The sequence below is a fragment of the Pseudomonas psychrophila genome, from assembly GCF_001043005.1.
Lineage (GTDB): Bacteria > Pseudomonadota > Gammaproteobacteria > Pseudomonadales > Pseudomonadaceae > Aquipseudomonas > Aquipseudomonas psychrophila.
Genome location: NZ_JYKZ01000002.1, coordinates 139040 through 153596, shown reverse-complemented (window position 1 = coordinate 153596; position 14557 = coordinate 139040). Strand labels below are relative to the sequence as shown.

The following is a 14557-nucleotide window of genomic DNA, read 5'->3' as shown; positions in this document are numbered from 1 at the left end:
ATGTACATCGGCAAAGCCGCCCAGCTGTCTGGTACCACCATCAAAAGCATTCGTCACTACGAAGAGATAGGCCTGTTACCGCCGCCGCAACGCCGGGGTGCCTATCGTGTCTACTGCGAGCAAAGCGTTGAGCTGTTGATGTTTATCAAGTGCGCGCAGCAATTGGGTTTCAAACTCAAAGAAATGCAGGCCATTCTTGATGAACACCGTGGCCAGGCGCTCCCATGGGAGGTGGTGAGCGACGCAATTGCCCGCAAAAAACTGTCCGTGATGAGCCAGATTGAAACGCTGCAACAGGTGCATGCGGGGCTGGTGGAGTTTGAAACACGCTTTGGCAATGCTCAGGACCTGTGCCAGCTGCAGCAAGGTCATGGCTGACAGAGCACCTAATCCTTCGGATACAACAACCGGTGCGCCAGCTCATCTGAAACCCGTGCTGGCGATCGCTTTTCAGCCTGGGCGTGGGCGTAGATGCCGGTCAATCGCTGGCTGATCCGTAATAACTGCTCATTGATGGCCTCGGGCGTTGCGCCTTCATGGGTCAGGGCCATATAGATCAACCCGCCGGAATTGATGACGTAATCGGGCGCATACAAAATCCCCCGCCGTTCGAGCTGATCGGCCACTTGCAGGTTAGTCAGCTGGTTATTCGCACACCCGGCCACAGCCGAGCAACGCAGTTGCGCCACACTGTGCCAGTTCAACACGCCACCCAGACCGCACGGCGCAAGAATGTCACAGGGCGTGCTCAGCAAGGCTTCGCACGCGATGGGATGCGCCCCGAGCTGCTCCATGGCCAGGCGCACTTTGCCGGGGTCGGTATCGCAGACCAATAATTCGGCACCCGCAGCATGCAGCTGCTCGGCCAACGCGTAACCAACCTTGCCCAAGCCTTGCACGGCCACCCGCAGGCCTTCCAGATTGTCGCTGCCCAAGCGCGACGAGGCGGTGCTGCGAATTCCGGCAAACACACCCATTGCCGTATGGGGCGACGGGTCGCCTGCAGCACTGGTGCTGGTGACGTGTCGAGTATGTTGGGCGATGCAATCCATATCGGCGGTAGAGGTGCCACTGTCGATGGCGGTGATATAGCGCCCGTCCAGCTGATCCACGCAGCGGCCAAACGCCTCAAACAGCTCGGCACGACTCTCGACATGGGCCGCACGAATGACCACAGCCTGCCCACCCCCGACTGCCAGACCGGCCAGAGCCGCCTTGTAGCTCATGTCTTGAGCCAGATGAATGGCATCGTTCACAGCACTTTCGTCGTTGGGATACGCCAGATAACGGCAACCGCCCAACGCTGGCCCCAGATGAGTGTTATGAATGGCAATCACGGCTTTGAGGCCTGTAACGGGGTCTACGCTTAGGTGCAACGACTCCAGCTGAGCGCTTTGCATGAGAGCAAACATCATCAGGCCCTCGAACGATTATGGGTAATCGCCAGTATAGGCGGCGCCAGAAAATTCGCTGAAGTGCGCAGGAATAAGCCTGTGCAGTTTTTGGGGTTTCGGACATATCCCGGCGGGATCGGATTCTGTGGGAGCGGGCTTGCTCGCGATACAGGCAACGAGGTTATCCAGCAAGACCGCGTTGATTCAATCGCGAGCAAGCCCGCTCCCACAGTGAGTTCAGGCAGGTGTATCAGGCTGATTGGCCGGATGCGCCAGGATAAACGCCGGGTGTTGCTCAGCCAGCGCTGCCACACGGGCAATGCGCGGGTACGCCGCCATTGGCACGCCAAAACGCTGCGCGGCGTATAACTGCGGGATCAGGTACACATCCGCCAACCCGGGCTGCGACCCGAAGCAATATCCGCTGTCACCGATCAATTGCTCAATGGCACCCAGCCCTTGGGTGATCCAGTGACTGATCCACTGCACCACTTGCTCTTCGCTCTGCCCCAATTGACGCAGTTGATTGAGCACGCTGACGTTGTGCAACGGGTGAATATCGCAGGCCACCAGGGCCGCCACCGCCCGTTCGTGAGCGCGGACGGTAAGGTCCGGGGACAGCAGCGCTACCTGCGGGTAACGCTCTTCAAGATATTCAATGATCGCCGGCGACTGGGTCAGCACGCGGCCCTCATCGGTGCGCAAGGCCGGCACGCGGCCTTGCGGGTTGATCGCCAGATATGGCGCCTGGCGGTGTTCACCGCCAAGTGGCGCAATCAGGTTGACCGGCACTGCCTGATAATCCAGTCCCTTGAGCGCCAGCGCGATCCGCACCCGGTAAGAAGACGTGGAGCGGTAATAGGTAAAGAGTTCCATGACCCGCTCCTTTTAACGCGCGGCGACAACCTTGCCCCGGCACTCGCCGAAACCAATGGAGGCATAGCCTTCGCGAGTACAGCGAGCACGCAGGATGATTTCATCACCGTCCTCCAAAAACTTGCGCTCCTCGCCCGAAGCCAGCTCGATCGGGAGTTTGCCGCCTTCGGTGATTTCCAGCAGGCTGCCCAGCTGCGAGCGGTCAGGGCCCGACAGAGTCCCCGAACCGAACAGGTCACCTGACTGCAATTGGCAGCCATTGACGCTGTGGTGAGCCACCAGTTGTGCAGCGGTCCAGTACATGTTCAGGCTATTGCTCAACCCCAGGCGATGGGCGGGCAGATTTTGCTTGCGCATCGACTCGGTCAACAGCAGCACTTCAAGTTCAATATCCAGGGCGCCATTGGCCTGATCCTTGGGGTCGAGCAGATACGCAAGCGGCTGCGGATCACCTTCAGGTCGGGCCGGTTGCGCACGGCGGAACGGCTCCAGCGCTTCAGCGGTGACCACCCACGGCGAGATGCTGGTAATAAAGCTCTTGGACAGAAACGGGCCCAGCGGCTGGTATTCCCAGGCCTGGATATCCCGGGCCGACCAGTCGTTGAGCAAGCAGAAACCGGCGATATGCTCGCCTGCTTCGCTGACGGGGATCGCATCCCCCATGTCATTGCCCTGGCCAATCCAGATCCCCAGCTCCAGCTCATAATCCAGGCGCGCGCATGGACCAAAAGTCGGCTCGGTCTGACCCGCTGGCAAGGTTTGACCCTTGGGACGACGGACTTCGGCACCCGACGCACGGATGGTCGAAGCACGGCCATGATAGCCAATGGGCACATATTTATAGTTGGGCAGCAGCGGGTTGTCGGGACGGAACAGTTTACCGACGTTTTTGGCGTGCTCGATGCCGACATAAAAGTCGGTGTAGTCGCCGATCTTGGCAGGCAAATGCAGCTGACAATCGGCCGCCAGTGGCAGCAATGTTGCGCCCTGAGCTTCGATTTTTCCGCGCAGGGTGCTGCCTTCGCCCAGCAGCTCAAGCAGGCGTTCGCGCAGAGCAACCCGAGCGCTGCGACCCAACGCAAAGTAAGCATTCAACGCGCCGCCCAACGACGCTTCTACCGCGGCCTTCGCCTGACCTTCAAACAGACCGGCCGCCAGCCCGGCTTCGAGATCAAAAATGGCATCGCCAATGGCAACTCCGCTACGCGGGGCAGACCCATCAATACTGAAAATGCCCATCGGCAGGTTTTGCAGCGGGAAGTCGCTGTGACCGTTTGCGGAGGCAATCCAGCTGCGGGTGGAAGTGGACTGGGTCATGGGTTATCTCCGATTCGGGGTGAAGGTTGCGGGCAGCGAGGCCCAGCAAGCGTCGTAATTCGATTGCAGTTGCGCGCACTCAAGTGCAAACCGGCTAGGACGCAACACCTGACTGGTCTCAAACATAAAGGCCATGGTGTTATCGATTTTGCTCGGTTGCAGCTCGGCCGCAATCGCTTTGGTACAGGTTTCGCCATCCGGGCCATGGGCGCTCATGCAGCTGTGCAGCGAGGCACCACCCGGCAAGAAACCTTCGGCCTTGGCATCGTAGCTGCCCTGGATCAGGCCCATGAATTCGTTCATCAGGTTGCGATGGAACCACGGTGGCCGGAAAGTGTTTTCAGCCACCATCCAGCGCGGCGGGAAAATCACGAAGTCCAGATTGGCCAGGCCCGGCACGCTGGTTGGCGAGGTCAGGACGGTAAAGATGGACGGATCGGGATGGTCGAAGCTGACCGTACCGAGGGTGTTGAAACGGCGCAGGTCGTATTTGTACGGCACGTTATTGCCGTGCCACGCGACCACGTTCAGCGGCGAGTGATCCAGTTCGCAACCCCACAGCTCGCCGAGAAATTTTTGCACCAGTGTCGTACGGCTCTGGTCGTCCTCGTAATGGGCGACCGGCGCCAGGAAGTCACGGGGGTTGGCCAGGCCATTGCTGCCAATCGGCCCCAGGTCAGGAAGGCGCAACGGCGCGCCGTGGTTTTCGGCGACATAGCCACGGGCCTGCGGATCGAGCAATTCAACCCGAAACTTCAGCCCACGAGGAATGACCGCAATTTCCAGAGGCTCCAGATCCAGACGCCCCAGCTCCGTACAAATACGCAAGCGACCCTGCTCAGGCACCACCAGCAGCTCGCCATCGGCATTGAAAAACACACGCTGCATCGAGGTGTTGGCACGGTAATGGTAAATGCTGATGCCCGAGGGTTTTTCCGCCCCGCTATTGGCCACCATGCCCACCAGACCATCAATGAAATCAGTGGCCTCGACAGGGATCGGCAGCGGATTCCAACGCAAGCGATTAGGCGTCACCGGACCCAGTGGGCCGCCGGCCAATTGCCGTTCAAGCTTGACGAAAGCGGGATGGTTGGCGGATGGCTGGATGCGGTACATCCAGGTGCGCCGAGACTCGCTACGGACCATGGTGAACGCCGTGCCGGACAATAATTCGGCGTAGAGACCGTACGGGGCTTTTTGCGGAGAGTTCTGGCCGACCGGCAAGGCGCCGGGCAGTGCTTCGCTGCTGAATTCATTGCCAAACCCGGATTGATAGCCAAGGACTGGCGAAGACGCGTCGAGGTTCATGGAGCCTCCAGAGTGGAGAAAACAGTGGACTGCGCGTTGCTGTGAAACAGTCTGCGCGTCGCTGCGTTATTTTTATCGTAATTCAATTACGCATAACGTAATTTGATTGGTATTAAGCGTCAAGCTATAAAGACGCCCATTCGTCCCGAGATATAAGCACCACCATGGAAAAGCCCCGTAGCAGCAATGACAGTGCCGGCAAACAAAAAGTGCGGTCGGCCGAGGTCGGTACAGACATCCTCAAGGCCTTGGCCGAGCTGTCACCTTCGACTTCGCTGTCGCGTCTGGCCGAGCACGTACAGATGCCCGCCAGCAAGGTGCATCGCTATTTACAGGCGCTTATTGCCAGCGGGTTTGCCGAGCAGAATGTCGCCACCAACCATTACGGCCTGGGGCGTGAGGCTTTGCGAGTGGGCCTGGCCGCGCTCAACAGCATGGATGTTCTGAAGGTTGCCGCCCTGCCCCTGGCCGAGTTGCGTGATGACTTGAACGAAACCTGTTTTCTGGCCGTGTGGGGCAATCAAGGGGCCACGGTGGTGCATATCGAACCGGCGGTGCGGGCAATCACGGTGGTAACCCAGCTAGGCTCGGTTTTACCCTTGCTGAGTTCATCCACGGGGCTGGTGTTCAACGCTTTTTTGCCGGATCGAGAAACAGCCGACTTGCGCGAACTGGAATTAAAAACCGATCTGGTTCACCCGCTGGAAAAACCCGAGGCCTACACCCGGCTTTGTGAGCAAATCCGTCAGCGCGGCTTGCACTTTGTGCACGGTTTGCTGATGCCGGGCGTCGATGCACTGTCGGCCCCGGTATTCGATGCAACCGCCAAGGTTGCAGGCGTACTGACCGTGGTGGGCCCCACATCGCTGTTCCATGCCGATGAAACCGGGCCGGCAGCCAAGCGTTTGCTGGCTGCCAGCCAGGCCATCAGCTGGCGAATGGGTTATCAGCCAGGCTGACGATCAGCGGCTTCAAACCATCCATTTGTATTTGGCTTCATCGAGCAGATCTCTCATCAACTGCTCGATGTACTCGATGGCGAACTGATGCATTCGGTGGCTGTCCTGGAACGTACTGGGTTTAGAGAACACGCCTGTTTCCCAGTCGTTGTGGGACTGGACCGTGCCCCACTCCAGCGTGTCCATACCCAGGCCCAGCAGGTTCTGGCTAAAGGTCAGGACCTGATCAACGATGTTGTTGATCGTGTTGAGATAAATACTTTCGCAGTCTATTGCATGGTGTCGCAGCTGCTCATTCAGAAATGAGCGCACCCGCTCGAAGACTTCAGGGCTCGGTTTAAGGGTGAACGTGTCTGAACCGAACGCGCGCTTGTCCGTAGTGCTCATGATGTACCTCCTGTTATTGCTCCCGGCCTGCGGAACATCGTGCTGCACAGGCCGGGAGAAACTATGTGAAGGTGCATTCAACACGGCCAATAGCCGGGGCATGAACTGCATAGTTATGACCTGCTCATCGGACAGGTAACCCTTTGAGCTACAGCCATTTTTTCGCCACAACTGTTGTCGAAGCTGTAAAAGAGATTGTCGCAAAGCGGCCTTACTCCGCAGCGGGCAAGTCCTTATTCTTGTCGAACTTTCCAGCACGGACACACGTCCAACGCATCGAGTCGCACCGACTCTGCACCCCGATTTACCCTGACGTTGATTTGTAGCTCCTTGATGAACGTCTTCCTTGGCCGCTGTTTACAGCGGCCTTTTTTATGCCCGCACTAAACCCAGGGAGCGAGCTTGTGTGGCGCTTCTAAAAGTGGAACACCATCGTCAGCAGCGGCGCGGCGAACAAGTTGAGGATGCCGGTCAGCACCATCACCAATCCTGCCACCGACCCTTCTTCACTCCCCACTTCCCGGGCACGGCTCACGCCAGCACCATGGGCACCGATGCCGAACAGCGCCCCCCGTGCCAGGCTGCTGCGCAGCGGCAACCACTTGAGCAAGATCCCTCCCAGCAACGCGCCGAATACCCCGGTAAACATTACAAACACAGCCGTAAGCTCCGGTACGCCCCCCAAATTTTGCGCCAACGGCATGGCAAACGGGGTGGTGATGGAGCGTGGCACCAATGACATCGTGAGCGCAGTGTCGAGTGACAGCGCCCTGGCCAACCAAAACGAACTGCCGATGGACGCCGCGCTGCCGGCCAGCATTCCCAGCAACAAAGCCACCCAATGCCGAGCCAGCAACCTGCGCTGCTGCCAGATCGGCACGGCGAACGCGACTGTCACCGGTCCCAGAACCAGCATCAGCCAATGGGTGTTGCTTGAATATTCGGCATAGGCGGTGTGCAACGGCACGGCCACGGCAAGCAGCAAGGCAGGCACCAGAATCAGCGGCGACAGCAGATAGCGACCGGTGCGCCGATACAACCAGCGGCTAAAACCGTACGTCACCAGGGTGAACAACAGCCAGAACATGGGCATCAGCTCAAGCTTCATGGCGCACCCTCCAGCGGCATACCGCCTCTACGGTAAACGCCGTGACGACCATCACCAGCAGTGTGCTGACGCCGATCACCAGCAGGATGCGCCAGCCGTCATCACGCACGATCACGCCGTAGTCGAGCAGGCTCATCAACGCGGGAATAAAGAACAACAGCATTTCAGCCATCAGCACGCCGGCCCCCAGCTGCAGGGTTGCTGGCCTGACCCAGCCCAGGGCAAACGCCAGCAGCAACAGCGTCATGCCCACCACACCACCCGGTATTGGCAAGTGCCACCAGGCCGCGAGCTGGCAGCCCAAGAAGTAGAGCGCCAACAACACCGCCAGCTCACTGATCAGCCGACCCAAGCGTTTCACATCGAAGCGTTTCATGATGCTTCCATTTCAGACAGGCCGTCAGTTTAAAGAGCCTGTTACCATCCCGAAAACGAATTGTAAGACTTATAACCATTCCAAAATGGAATCGCTTCAATGGAATTCAAACACCTGCGCACCTTTGTCGAAGTCGCACGCCTGGGAGGCTTTACCCAGGCTGCCAGCGGCCTGCACATCAGTCAGTCAGCGGTAAGCAAACAAGTTGCACAGCTTGAGCACAGCCTCGGCACACCTCTGTTCGACCGCTTGGGCTCACAGGTGCGGCTGACATCAGCAGGCAAGGTGGTGCTACAGCGAGCCGAGGCCATGCTGCGTTTGCACAATGAATTACTGAGCGAGCTTGACGACTTGAGCCATCTGACCCGGGGTGAGTTGCGAGTTGGCCTGCCGCTACTGGGCAGCAATACGCTGTTTGCCGGGCTGTTTGCTGAATACCGGCGGCGCTATCCCAATATTCAAGTGCAGCTGCTGGAGGAAGGCAGCTTGAATATTGAAAAGGCTGTTTTAAGTGGAGAACTTGAACTGGGCGGTAGCCTGACTCCGAAGAACCCTGCATTTGCTTACCAGCCGTTTTGTGACGAACCTCTGGACGTTTTGATCCCGGCTGATCATCCGCTGGCAGAAGGCCCCTGCGTGCGCCTTGAACAATTGGCCGACACGCCGTTTTTGCTCTATCAGCGCAGCTTTGTGCTCAACGATCGCGTTCTGAAGGCCTGCCAGCAAGCGGGCTTTACTCCCAAGGAAGGCGGGCGCAGTGGTCAGGCGGATTTTTTGGTGGCGCTGGTAGCAGCAGGCCAGGGCGTGGTGTTGCTGCCCAGCGTGGTTGCCCGCGGGCTAGTGCGCCCCGGCGTGGTTCGGGTCAAGCTGGTAGCACCGGATTACCTGCGCTGGGACATCGCATTTATCTGGCGCGATGGCGCGTATTTGTCACGGGCAGCCCAAGCGTGGCTTGAGCTGCTGCGTGAACGCCCAGTTACTGGCTCAGGGCTTTGATCAAGTCTGCAATCCAGGGCTCTGAATCTTCTTCCGGGGTCACCGTAACGCTGGAATCCAGACGCAACATCGGCAGTACTTCGCGAACGCCAAGCTCGCCAAACAGCTCGCGCAGTTGCTCGCCGCCACCGCAGAAGGTATCGCCGTAGCTCTCGTCACCCAAGGCGATCACCGCACCCGGCAAGCCGCGCCACGCGCCAGGCAGCTGGTCACGAATGGCGCTGTACAACGCCACAAGGTTGTCAGGCAGCTCACCCATCCCCGTGGTCGAGGTCACAGCCAATAAAGCCTGCGGAGCGAACGCCTGAATATCGGCAAGGGTGGCGCGGGAATTGAGAAACACCTCAAAACCGGCATCAGTGAGCAGTTGCTTGGCATTACGGGCGACTTCTTCAGCAGTGCCGTATACCGAGCCGCAAAGGATGGCGACTTTCATCAATCTGATCCTGTAACTGACTAAAAGGCTGGGATATTAACAGGTGCGGCACCGCTCTCGTACCAATGCCTTAAGATGCATCAATCCGTACAACTAAAGAGAATTGCACGATGATCAACGCCCGCTTGTTGCAGCGCATGGTAGACGCGTCCCAGGACGGCATTGTGGTTGCCGAACAAGAGGGCGAAGACAACATCCTGATTTATGTTAACGACGCCTTTGAAGCCCTCACCGGCTACAGCCGCGATGACATCCTGTATCAGGACTGCCGCTTTTTGCAGGCTGGCGACCGCGACCAGCGTGGCCTGCAGTTGATCCGCGAAGCCATTGCCAGCGGCAAGCCAACTCGCCAGGTACTGCGCAACTATCGCAAGGATGGCACGCACTTCTGGAATGAGCTGTCGATCACGCCAGTGTTCAACGAGAACGACAAGCTGACCTACTTTATTGGTGTGCAGAAGAATGTCACCCAACAGGTCAAGGCAGAGCAGCGGGTCGCGCAGCTCGAAGCCCAACTGGCCGTTGTACAGGCTGAACTGCAAGCGCTCAAGGCGACGAGCGGATTAAACAAAACGTAAAAAAAGCGGTCTGATCCTCGCTATCCCGATTTTTTCAGACCTTTTTTGAGCCCCATCATGTCCCACGATGCCCTTTTGACTCAGGACGAGCTGGATTTCATCCAAACGATGCACCAAAACCCTCTGCTTAACAGACGGGATGCGTCGTCCAGCCTGATGGTCAATGGCATGTCGCAAATTCGTGATCTGCTGACACGCCTGGCGGCCCATGAGCAAGTCACTATCCATGCGCAATTCGCCAACCAGCAAATGAGTTTTCCACTGCGTCTGGTTGAGGACGAATTCCATGCTCAGCATCTGCAACTCGGTGCTCCAAGCATCTTCGAAGACGGGCCAAAAGCTCGCCCTTGGCGCCTGACGCTGCCAGAACCGGTCCCCCTTGAAAACATCAGGGGCAAAGCCGGTCATCTGTGGATCACTGAAGTCTCGTTCAAAGGGGTTCTGGTTGAAATGCGTCACGACAGCGAGCCGCCCCGCCAGTTTTCCCAGTGGTTCAACCCCGGCGGATACGAGCGAATTGCCTTGCGCGGCACCCTGGAACGCAAAACCGAGCTGGGCCTTTACGCCTACCGGCTAAGTCAGCGTGACAAAGGTGAAACCGAGCGGTTGCGCCAATACATGCTGCACCAACACCGCCTGACGCATCCAGGCCTGCACGGCTGACCTTGATCAACTGCCCAGTGTTGCCTTGAGATCAGCGTCCAATCGCTGGTTCATCAACAGTGCCTCGCTGCCCAGGCAACCAATGGATGAACCCGCCAGCGCCTCCTGAGCCACATTCGAGCCGGCCCCGGCCAATGACACCGAGCAATCCAGGGTCTGCGCCAGCCGCATCAGTCGCCGATGGTGCGCCGTCCCCAGTGCATGACTGGCATACAGTACAACCGCCTCAGGTTCGAGTTTTTCGCAGACCAGTGACAACTCTTCCAGGGGTTGGCCGATGGCCAAAACCCTGACCACCCGATCATTGCGGGTCAACAGCAAGCCCGCCACCAACAATTCCAGCTCGCGGCACAGCTCAGGCATTGCCACCACCATCACACACTGCCTGGCATCCGCCGCCTGCAATTGCAGACGATGCTGCACCCGCCCGCGCAAGAACCCGTCCAGCATCAGCCATTCGCTGGTCCGGCCAAACACATCCTGAACTTTTGACAACTGTTGCCACAGGGGCAGGAAGATCCCCTGAAACACCACTTCGACCGGGTAACTGGAATAAATCTGACCATAGAGGCGTTCCAGCTCCGACTCATTGAAGGCCGTGAGCGCACCGCTGATACGGCTTTGCCATTCGCCATACTCGCTGGCCTCGGGCTGCGGATTGTCAGCGGGCTTCGTGTTTGCAAGTAATTGCGCGACTTTGCTGACGGCAACCCCACGCTCAAGCCAGCCCAAGATCAGGCGAATTGACTCAATATCGGTCACTGAGTACAGCCGATGCCCACTTTCGGTGCGTTTTGGTTCGATCAAACCATAACGCCGCTCCCACGCACGCAGGGTTACCGGGTTGATGCCGGTGAGCCTGGCCACTTCCCGGATCGGGTAGAGACCTTGGCAGTCATCAGCCTGTGTAATGGGCTCAGCTTCAGTAATCACGGGCATTGGTAGGACACAGTTTGCAGTAGATCGGCGCATTCTACGCTCCATTTCCCATGAGCGCCCCCGCTCCCCAAGCAACTGCCTATGGCTGCTACGCAAGCTGGAAGGGCTGTATTGCGGAACGATACTTGCTTGTTTTTCATCACTCAGCCCACCACCCCGGCGCTGTGTTTTGTGTCTGCCCTACCCGGGCAGCATTAGCCTCATGGAGATACACGATGTCTACCTCCCCTGTCACGTTGATGGTTGCGCGCCGCGTCGCCAAGGGCCGCTATCAGGAATTGATTGCCTGGTTGCATGAAGGCGAACAACTGGCCACGGACTTTTACGGATACCTGGGTTCCGGCGTGTTGGCCCCGCCACCGGGCGACGATGAGTTTCAAATCATCTTTCGCTTTGCCGATGAAGCGACATTGCATGCCTGGGAGCATTCAGTGTCGCGCAAGGCCTGGTTGCTGCGCGGCAGTGACTTGTTTGCCAACCCTTCAGAGCACCGCGTCAGCGGAATCGACGGCTGGTTTGGCGCTGCCGGGCAAAGGCCACCGCGCTGGAAGCAAGCCGTTGCCATCTGGCTGGCCTTCTTCCCCGTGTCGTTGTTGTTCAACTTTGTATGCGCCCCTTTATTGAGCGAATTGAGCCTGCTGCCCCGGGTACTGGTCAGCACCCTGGCGTTGACACCGCTGATGGTTTATCTGTTTATTCCGCTGTCTACCCGCTTGCTGGCCAACTGGCTGCACCGCTCGCCAGACAAACCCCTGCGCAGCGCAATTGCGACACACCGCAACTAAGCTCGGGCTTGGGCTTTACGTCGCGGACGCTGGTATAGTTTTGCCATTGCGCCGCGACTGTTTCCGGCGTTCCTGCACCGAGTCCGTCATGCCCACTTCTTCTGCTCCAATCCTGATCACGGGTGCCGGCCAGCGCGTAGGTTTGCACTGCGCACAGCAACTGCTGGCAGACGGCTATCCGGTGATTTTTACCTATCGCAGCGAAAAACCTGGCGTACAAACCCTGCGTGACCTGGGCGCTATTGCGATGTTTGCCGACTTCTCGACCGAGGCCGGTATTCTGGACTTTATCCGCCAGCTTAAAGAGCACACCGACTGCTTGCGGGCCATTGTTCATAACGCCTCGGCCTGGCTGGCAGAAACCCCGCAGACTGAAGCCGACGCCTTTACGCACATGTTCAGCGTGCACATGCTCGCGCCTTACCTGATCAACCTGCATTGCAGCGAGCTGCTCCAGCGCTCAACTGCGGCGGATATCGTGCATATCAGCGACGATGTGACACGCAAGGGCAGCAGCAAGCACATTGCCTATTGCGCCACCAAAGCCGGGCTCGACAGCCTGACCCTGTCATTCGCGGCTAAACTGGCGCCACAGATCAAAGTCAACGGTATCGCCCCGGCCATGCTGTTATTCAACCCTGACGACGATGCGGCGTACCGCACCAAAGCGCTGGCCAAATCCGCGCTGGGCATAGAACCCGGCGCAGAGGTGATCTACCAGAGCCTGCGTTATCTGCTGGACAACCCCCATGTGACTGGCACTACCCTGACCGTCAATGGCGGCCGGCATCTTAAATAAGCCGCCCCCGCGAGGAAGTATTTTCATGAGCGCATCACTGCCCGGGCATTACCGCGAAATCCTCATTGATATCGGCGAAGACCCTGACCGCGAAGGTTTGCTCGACACCCCCAAGCGCGCAGCCAAAGCCATGCAGTACCTGTGTCATGGCTATGAACAGAGCCTGGAGACCCTCGTCAACGGCGCCTTGTTCGCCTCTGACAGCGACGAAATGGTGATCGTGGCCAATATCGAGCTGTATTCACTCTGCGAGCATCATCTGCTGCCGTTTATTGGCAAGGCCCACGTGGCATACATCCCGACCGGAAAAGTGCTGGGGCTGTCGAAAATCGCCCGCATCGTCGACATGTATGCCCGTCGCCTGCAAATCCAGGAAAACCTCACCCGGGAAATCGCCGATGCCATCCAGAGCGTCACCCAGGCTGCCGGCGTTGCTGTGGTGATTGAAGCTCAACACATGTGCATGATGATGCGCGGTGTAGAAAAACAGAATTCGACCATGAACACCTCGGTCATGCTGGGCGAATTTCGCGAATCGAGCACCCGTATGGAGTTCTTGCAATTGATTGGACGGAGTAAGTCGTAATGCCACAACTTCAGCCAGGAATGGCCCGTATTCGCGTCAAGGACCTGTGCCTGCGCACGTATATCGGTATCAATGAGGAAGAAATCCTCAACAAGCAGGATGTGTTGATCAACCTCACCATTCTCTACGCGGCACAGGAGGCGGTGCGTGATAACGACATCGACCACGCGCTCAATTACCGCACCATCACCAAGGCCGTGATCCAGCACGTCGAAGAAAACCGCTTCGCCCTGCTGGAGCGCCTGACCCAAGAACTGCTGGATCTGGTAATGGCCAACACGGCCGTGCTGTATGCCGAAGTCGAAGTCGACAAGCCGCACGCGCTGCGCTTTGCCGAATCGGTGTCGATCACGCTGGCGGCAAGCCGCCAGGCTGCAACTTCCTAACCTCGGTGAACCCCATGACCCCCCAAGAACAACTCGAACTCGAAGCCGCCGCATTTCGTCGTCTGGTCGCCCACCTCGACAGCCGCAAGGACGTGCAAAACATTGACCTGATGAACCTCTCGGGTTTTTGCCGCAACTGCCTGTCCAAGTGGTACAAGGCCGCCGCGGACGAGCGCCAGATCGACATCAGCCTCGATGACGCCCGTGAAGCGGTGTACGGCATGCCGTATGCCGAGTGGAAATCCCACTACCAGAAAGAAGCCAGCGCCGAACAAACCGCGGCGTTTGCCCAAGGAAAAAAGTAATGACTGATTTGAACACCCTGCGCGCCAGCCTCAACAGCGGCGAACATCTCTTCGCCGACACCCTGGCATTTATCGCAGCGCACTACGATTACCTGCCGCAAGGCTTCAACAACGGCGGCGTTGAAAACGCTGCGGGGCAGAATGAAGGTTCGTGCAAGACCCTGGGCCTGGCGTTGCTGGAAGGTTTGAGTGATCAGCAGGCGCTGTTGGCGTTTGGCGAGCATTACCGTTCGGTGCTTGCCACGCCTGAAGGTACAGACCACAGCAATATCCGTGCGCTGATTGCCCACGGCCTGGCCGGCGTGAAATTCGACGCACAGCCGCTGACGCGCAAGGCGTAAGCCAAAATCGATAATTTC

Annotated in this window: 20 protein-coding genes; 11 read left to right on the top strand and 9 right to left on the bottom strand. The window is 58.3% G+C overall.

Annotated features, from left to right (window positions below; all coding sequences use genetic code 11):
- The gene (locus TU76_RS06840) at window positions 1-378 is read left to right on the top strand and encodes a MerR family transcriptional regulator (protein ID WP_019824942.1); all 378 of its coding nucleotides are present in this window, start codon (window positions 1-3) and stop codon (window positions 376-378) included.
- A gap of 8 nt (window positions 379-386) precedes the next feature.
- Here TU76_RS06840 and TU76_RS06835 read toward each other — a convergent pair whose 3' ends face one another.
- The 4 genes from TU76_RS06835 to hmgA all read right to left on the bottom strand — a co-directional run bounded on the left by TU76_RS06835 (window position 387) and on the right by hmgA (window position 4895).
- Entirely contained in the window at window positions 387-1412 is a 1026-nt protein-coding gene (locus TU76_RS06835; protein ID WP_048351508.1) for a Leu/Phe/Val dehydrogenase, read from the bottom strand.
- 219 nt (window positions 1413-1631) lie between these two features.
- The gene (gene maiA / locus TU76_RS06830; protein ID WP_019824946.1) at window positions 1632-2270 is read right to left on the bottom strand and encodes a maleylacetoacetate isomerase; all 639 of its coding nucleotides are present in this window, start codon (window positions 2268-2270) and stop codon (window positions 1632-1634) included.
- Window positions 2271-2282: 12 nt separating this feature from the next.
- Window positions 2283-3587 carry a fumarylacetoacetase gene (gene fahA, locus TU76_RS06825; protein WP_048351330.1) on the bottom strand — a complete coding sequence of 435 codons (1305 nt, stop codon included), beginning with the start codon at window positions 3585-3587 and terminating at the stop codon, window positions 2283-2285.
- A gap of 3 nt (window positions 3588-3590) precedes the next feature.
- Entirely contained in the window at window positions 3591-4895 is a 1305-nt protein-coding gene (gene hmgA / locus TU76_RS06820) for a homogentisate 1,2-dioxygenase (RefSeq protein ID WP_048351329.1), read from the bottom strand.
- Between the two features lie 164 nt (window positions 4896-5059).
- Here hmgA and TU76_RS06815 point away from each other — a divergent pair, with 164 nt between their 5' ends.
- A complete protein-coding gene (locus tag TU76_RS06815; protein ID WP_019824952.1) occupies window positions 5060-5854 on the top strand; it encodes an IclR family transcriptional regulator in 795 nt (264 codons plus the stop codon).
- Between the two features lie 12 nt (window positions 5855-5866).
- Here the strand turns inward: TU76_RS06815 and TU76_RS06810 are convergent, their stop codons facing one another.
- The 3 genes from TU76_RS06810 to TU76_RS06800 all read right to left on the bottom strand — a co-directional run bounded on the left by TU76_RS06810 (window position 5867) and on the right by TU76_RS06800 (window position 7725).
- Window positions 5867-6241, bottom strand: a complete 375-nt coding sequence (locus tag TU76_RS06810) for a hypothetical protein (protein WP_048351328.1) — start codon at window positions 6239-6241, stop codon at window positions 5867-5869.
- A 415-nt stretch (window positions 6242-6656) separates the two neighbouring features.
- Window positions 6657-7349 (bottom strand): LrgB family protein, encoded by a 693-nt coding sequence (locus tag TU76_RS06805; protein WP_046810017.1) that lies wholly within the window; start codon window positions 7347-7349, stop codon window positions 6657-6659.
- Window positions 7339-7725, bottom strand: coding sequence for a CidA/LrgA family protein (locus tag TU76_RS06800; RefSeq protein WP_048351327.1), 387 nt, complete (start codon window positions 7723-7725; stop codon window positions 7339-7341). Before TU76_RS06800 ends, TU76_RS06805 begins: the two co-directional genes overlap by 11 nt.
- Before the next feature lie 99 nt (window positions 7726-7824).
- Here TU76_RS06800 and TU76_RS06795 point away from each other — a divergent pair, with 99 nt between their 5' ends.
- Window positions 7825-8721: a LysR family transcriptional regulator gene (locus TU76_RS06795; RefSeq protein ID WP_048351326.1), complete on the top strand. Its 897-nt coding sequence runs from the start codon at window positions 7825-7827 to the stop codon at window positions 8719-8721.
- Here the strand turns inward: TU76_RS06795 and TU76_RS06790 are convergent.
- The gene (locus TU76_RS06790; protein WP_019824959.1) at window positions 8702-9157 is read right to left on the bottom strand and encodes a flavodoxin; all 456 of its coding nucleotides are present in this window, start codon (window positions 9155-9157) and stop codon (window positions 8702-8704) included. The two genes, TU76_RS06795 and TU76_RS06790, sit on opposite strands and share 20 nt — an antisense overlap.
- 110 nt (window positions 9158-9267) lie before the next feature.
- On the opposite strand from TU76_RS06790, the gene TU76_RS06785 reads away from it, so the two are divergent.
- Together TU76_RS06785 and TU76_RS06780 are read left to right on the top strand one after the other, a co-directional pair.
- Window positions 9268-9735, top strand: a complete 468-nt coding sequence (locus TU76_RS06785; RefSeq protein ID WP_048351325.1) for a PAS domain-containing protein — start codon at window positions 9268-9270, stop codon at window positions 9733-9735.
- 57 nt (window positions 9736-9792) lie between these two features.
- Complete coding sequence (locus TU76_RS06780; RefSeq protein ID WP_046810018.1) at window positions 9793-10398, top strand: hypothetical protein; 606 nt, start codon at window positions 9793-9795, stop codon at window positions 10396-10398.
- A gap of 6 nt (window positions 10399-10404) precedes the next feature.
- Here TU76_RS06780 and TU76_RS06775 read toward each other — a convergent pair whose 3' ends face one another.
- Window positions 10405-11337: a MerR family transcriptional regulator gene (locus tag TU76_RS06775; protein ID WP_019824962.1), complete on the bottom strand. Its 933-nt coding sequence runs from the start codon at window positions 11335-11337 to the stop codon at window positions 10405-10407.
- A 215-nt stretch (window positions 11338-11552) separates the two neighbouring features.
- Here TU76_RS06775 and TU76_RS06770 point away from each other — a divergent pair, with 215 nt between their 5' ends.
- From TU76_RS06770 to TU76_RS06745, 6 genes are all read left to right on the top strand, one after another.
- Window positions 11553-12122, top strand: a complete 570-nt coding sequence (locus tag TU76_RS06770; RefSeq protein WP_048351324.1) for a putative antibiotic biosynthesis monooxygenase — start codon at window positions 11553-11555, stop codon at window positions 12120-12122.
- An 88-nt stretch (window positions 12123-12210) separates the two neighbouring features.
- The gene (gene folM, locus TU76_RS06765) at window positions 12211-12921 is read left to right on the top strand and encodes a dihydromonapterin reductase (RefSeq protein WP_019824965.1); all 711 of its coding nucleotides are present in this window, start codon (window positions 12211-12213) and stop codon (window positions 12919-12921) included.
- Between the two features lie 25 nt (window positions 12922-12946).
- On the top strand, window positions 12947-13507 hold the full coding sequence (gene folE / locus TU76_RS06760) for a GTP cyclohydrolase I FolE (RefSeq protein ID WP_019824967.1): 561 nt from the start codon (window positions 12947-12949) through the stop codon (window positions 13505-13507).
- A complete protein-coding gene (gene folX / locus TU76_RS06755) occupies window positions 13507-13893 on the top strand; it encodes a dihydroneopterin triphosphate 2'-epimerase (protein ID WP_019824968.1) in 387 nt (128 codons plus the stop codon). The genes folE and folX overlap by 1 nt, the downstream gene beginning before the upstream one ends.
- Window positions 13894-13907: 14 nt before the next feature.
- Window positions 13908-14198, top strand: a complete 291-nt coding sequence (locus TU76_RS06750) for a DUF1244 domain-containing protein (RefSeq protein WP_019824969.1) — start codon at window positions 13908-13910, stop codon at window positions 14196-14198.
- Complete coding sequence (locus tag TU76_RS06745; RefSeq protein ID WP_048351323.1) at window positions 14198-14539, top strand: HopJ type III effector protein; 342 nt, start codon at window positions 14198-14200, stop codon at window positions 14537-14539. The genes TU76_RS06750 and TU76_RS06745 overlap by 1 nt, the downstream gene beginning before the upstream one ends.
- Window positions 14540-14557 lie beyond the last annotated feature (18 nt).

Coding starts and splice junctions, on each gene's coding strand:
- TU76_RS06805 (WP_046810017.1), bottom strand. CDS start 7,349: ATGAAGCTTGAGCTGATGCCCATGTTCTGGCTGTTGTTCACCCTGGTG.
- TU76_RS06790 (WP_019824959.1), bottom strand. CDS start 9,157: ATGAAAGTCGCCATCCTTTGCGGCTCGGTATACGGCACTGCTGAAGAA.
- hmgA (WP_048351329.1), bottom strand. CDS start 4,895: ATGAACCTCGACGCGTCTTCGCCAGTCCTTGGCTATCAATCCGGGTTT.
- TU76_RS06780 (WP_046810018.1), top strand. CDS start 9,793: ATGTCCCACGATGCCCTTTTGACTCAGGACGAGCTGGATTTCATCCAA.
- folX (WP_019824968.1), top strand. CDS start 13,507: ATGCCACAACTTCAGCCAGGAATGGCCCGTATTCGCGTCAAGGACCTG.
- TU76_RS06750 (WP_019824969.1), top strand. CDS start 13,908: ATGACCCCCCAAGAACAACTCGAACTCGAAGCCGCCGCATTTCGTCGT.
- TU76_RS06775 (WP_019824962.1), bottom strand. CDS start 11,337: ATGCCCGTGATTACTGAAGCTGAGCCCATTACACAGGCTGATGACTGC.
- folM (WP_019824965.1), top strand. CDS start 12,211: ATGCCCACTTCTTCTGCTCCAATCCTGATCACGGGTGCCGGCCAGCGC.
- TU76_RS06810 (WP_048351328.1), bottom strand. CDS start 6,241: ATGAGCACTACGGACAAGCGCGCGTTCGGTTCAGACACGTTCACCCTT.
- maiA (WP_019824946.1), bottom strand. CDS start 2,270: ATGGAACTCTTTACCTATTACCGCTCCACGTCTTCTTACCGGGTGCGG.
- TU76_RS06800 (WP_048351327.1), bottom strand. CDS start 7,725: ATGAAACGCTTCGATGTGAAACGCTTGGGTCGGCTGATCAGTGAGCTG.
- TU76_RS06815 (WP_019824952.1), top strand. CDS start 5,060: ATGGAAAAGCCCCGTAGCAGCAATGACAGTGCCGGCAAACAAAAAGTG.
- TU76_RS06835 (WP_048351508.1), bottom strand. CDS start 1,412: ATGTTTGCTCTCATGCAAAGCGCTCAGCTGGAGTCGTTGCACCTAAGC.
- TU76_RS06770 (WP_048351324.1), top strand. CDS start 11,553: ATGTCTACCTCCCCTGTCACGTTGATGGTTGCGCGCCGCGTCGCCAAG.
- folE (WP_019824967.1), top strand. CDS start 12,947: ATGAGCGCATCACTGCCCGGGCATTACCGCGAAATCCTCATTGATATC.
- TU76_RS06785 (WP_048351325.1), top strand. CDS start 9,268: ATGATCAACGCCCGCTTGTTGCAGCGCATGGTAGACGCGTCCCAGGAC.
- TU76_RS06840 (WP_019824942.1), top strand. CDS start 1: ATGTACATCGGCAAAGCCGCCCAGCTGTCTGGTACCACCATCAAAAGC.
- TU76_RS06795 (WP_048351326.1), top strand. CDS start 7,825: ATGGAATTCAAACACCTGCGCACCTTTGTCGAAGTCGCACGCCTGGGA.
- TU76_RS06745 (WP_048351323.1), top strand. CDS start 14,198: ATGACTGATTTGAACACCCTGCGCGCCAGCCTCAACAGCGGCGAACAT.
- fahA (WP_048351330.1), bottom strand. CDS start 3,587: ATGACCCAGTCCACTTCCACCCGCAGCTGGATTGCCTCCGCAAACGGT.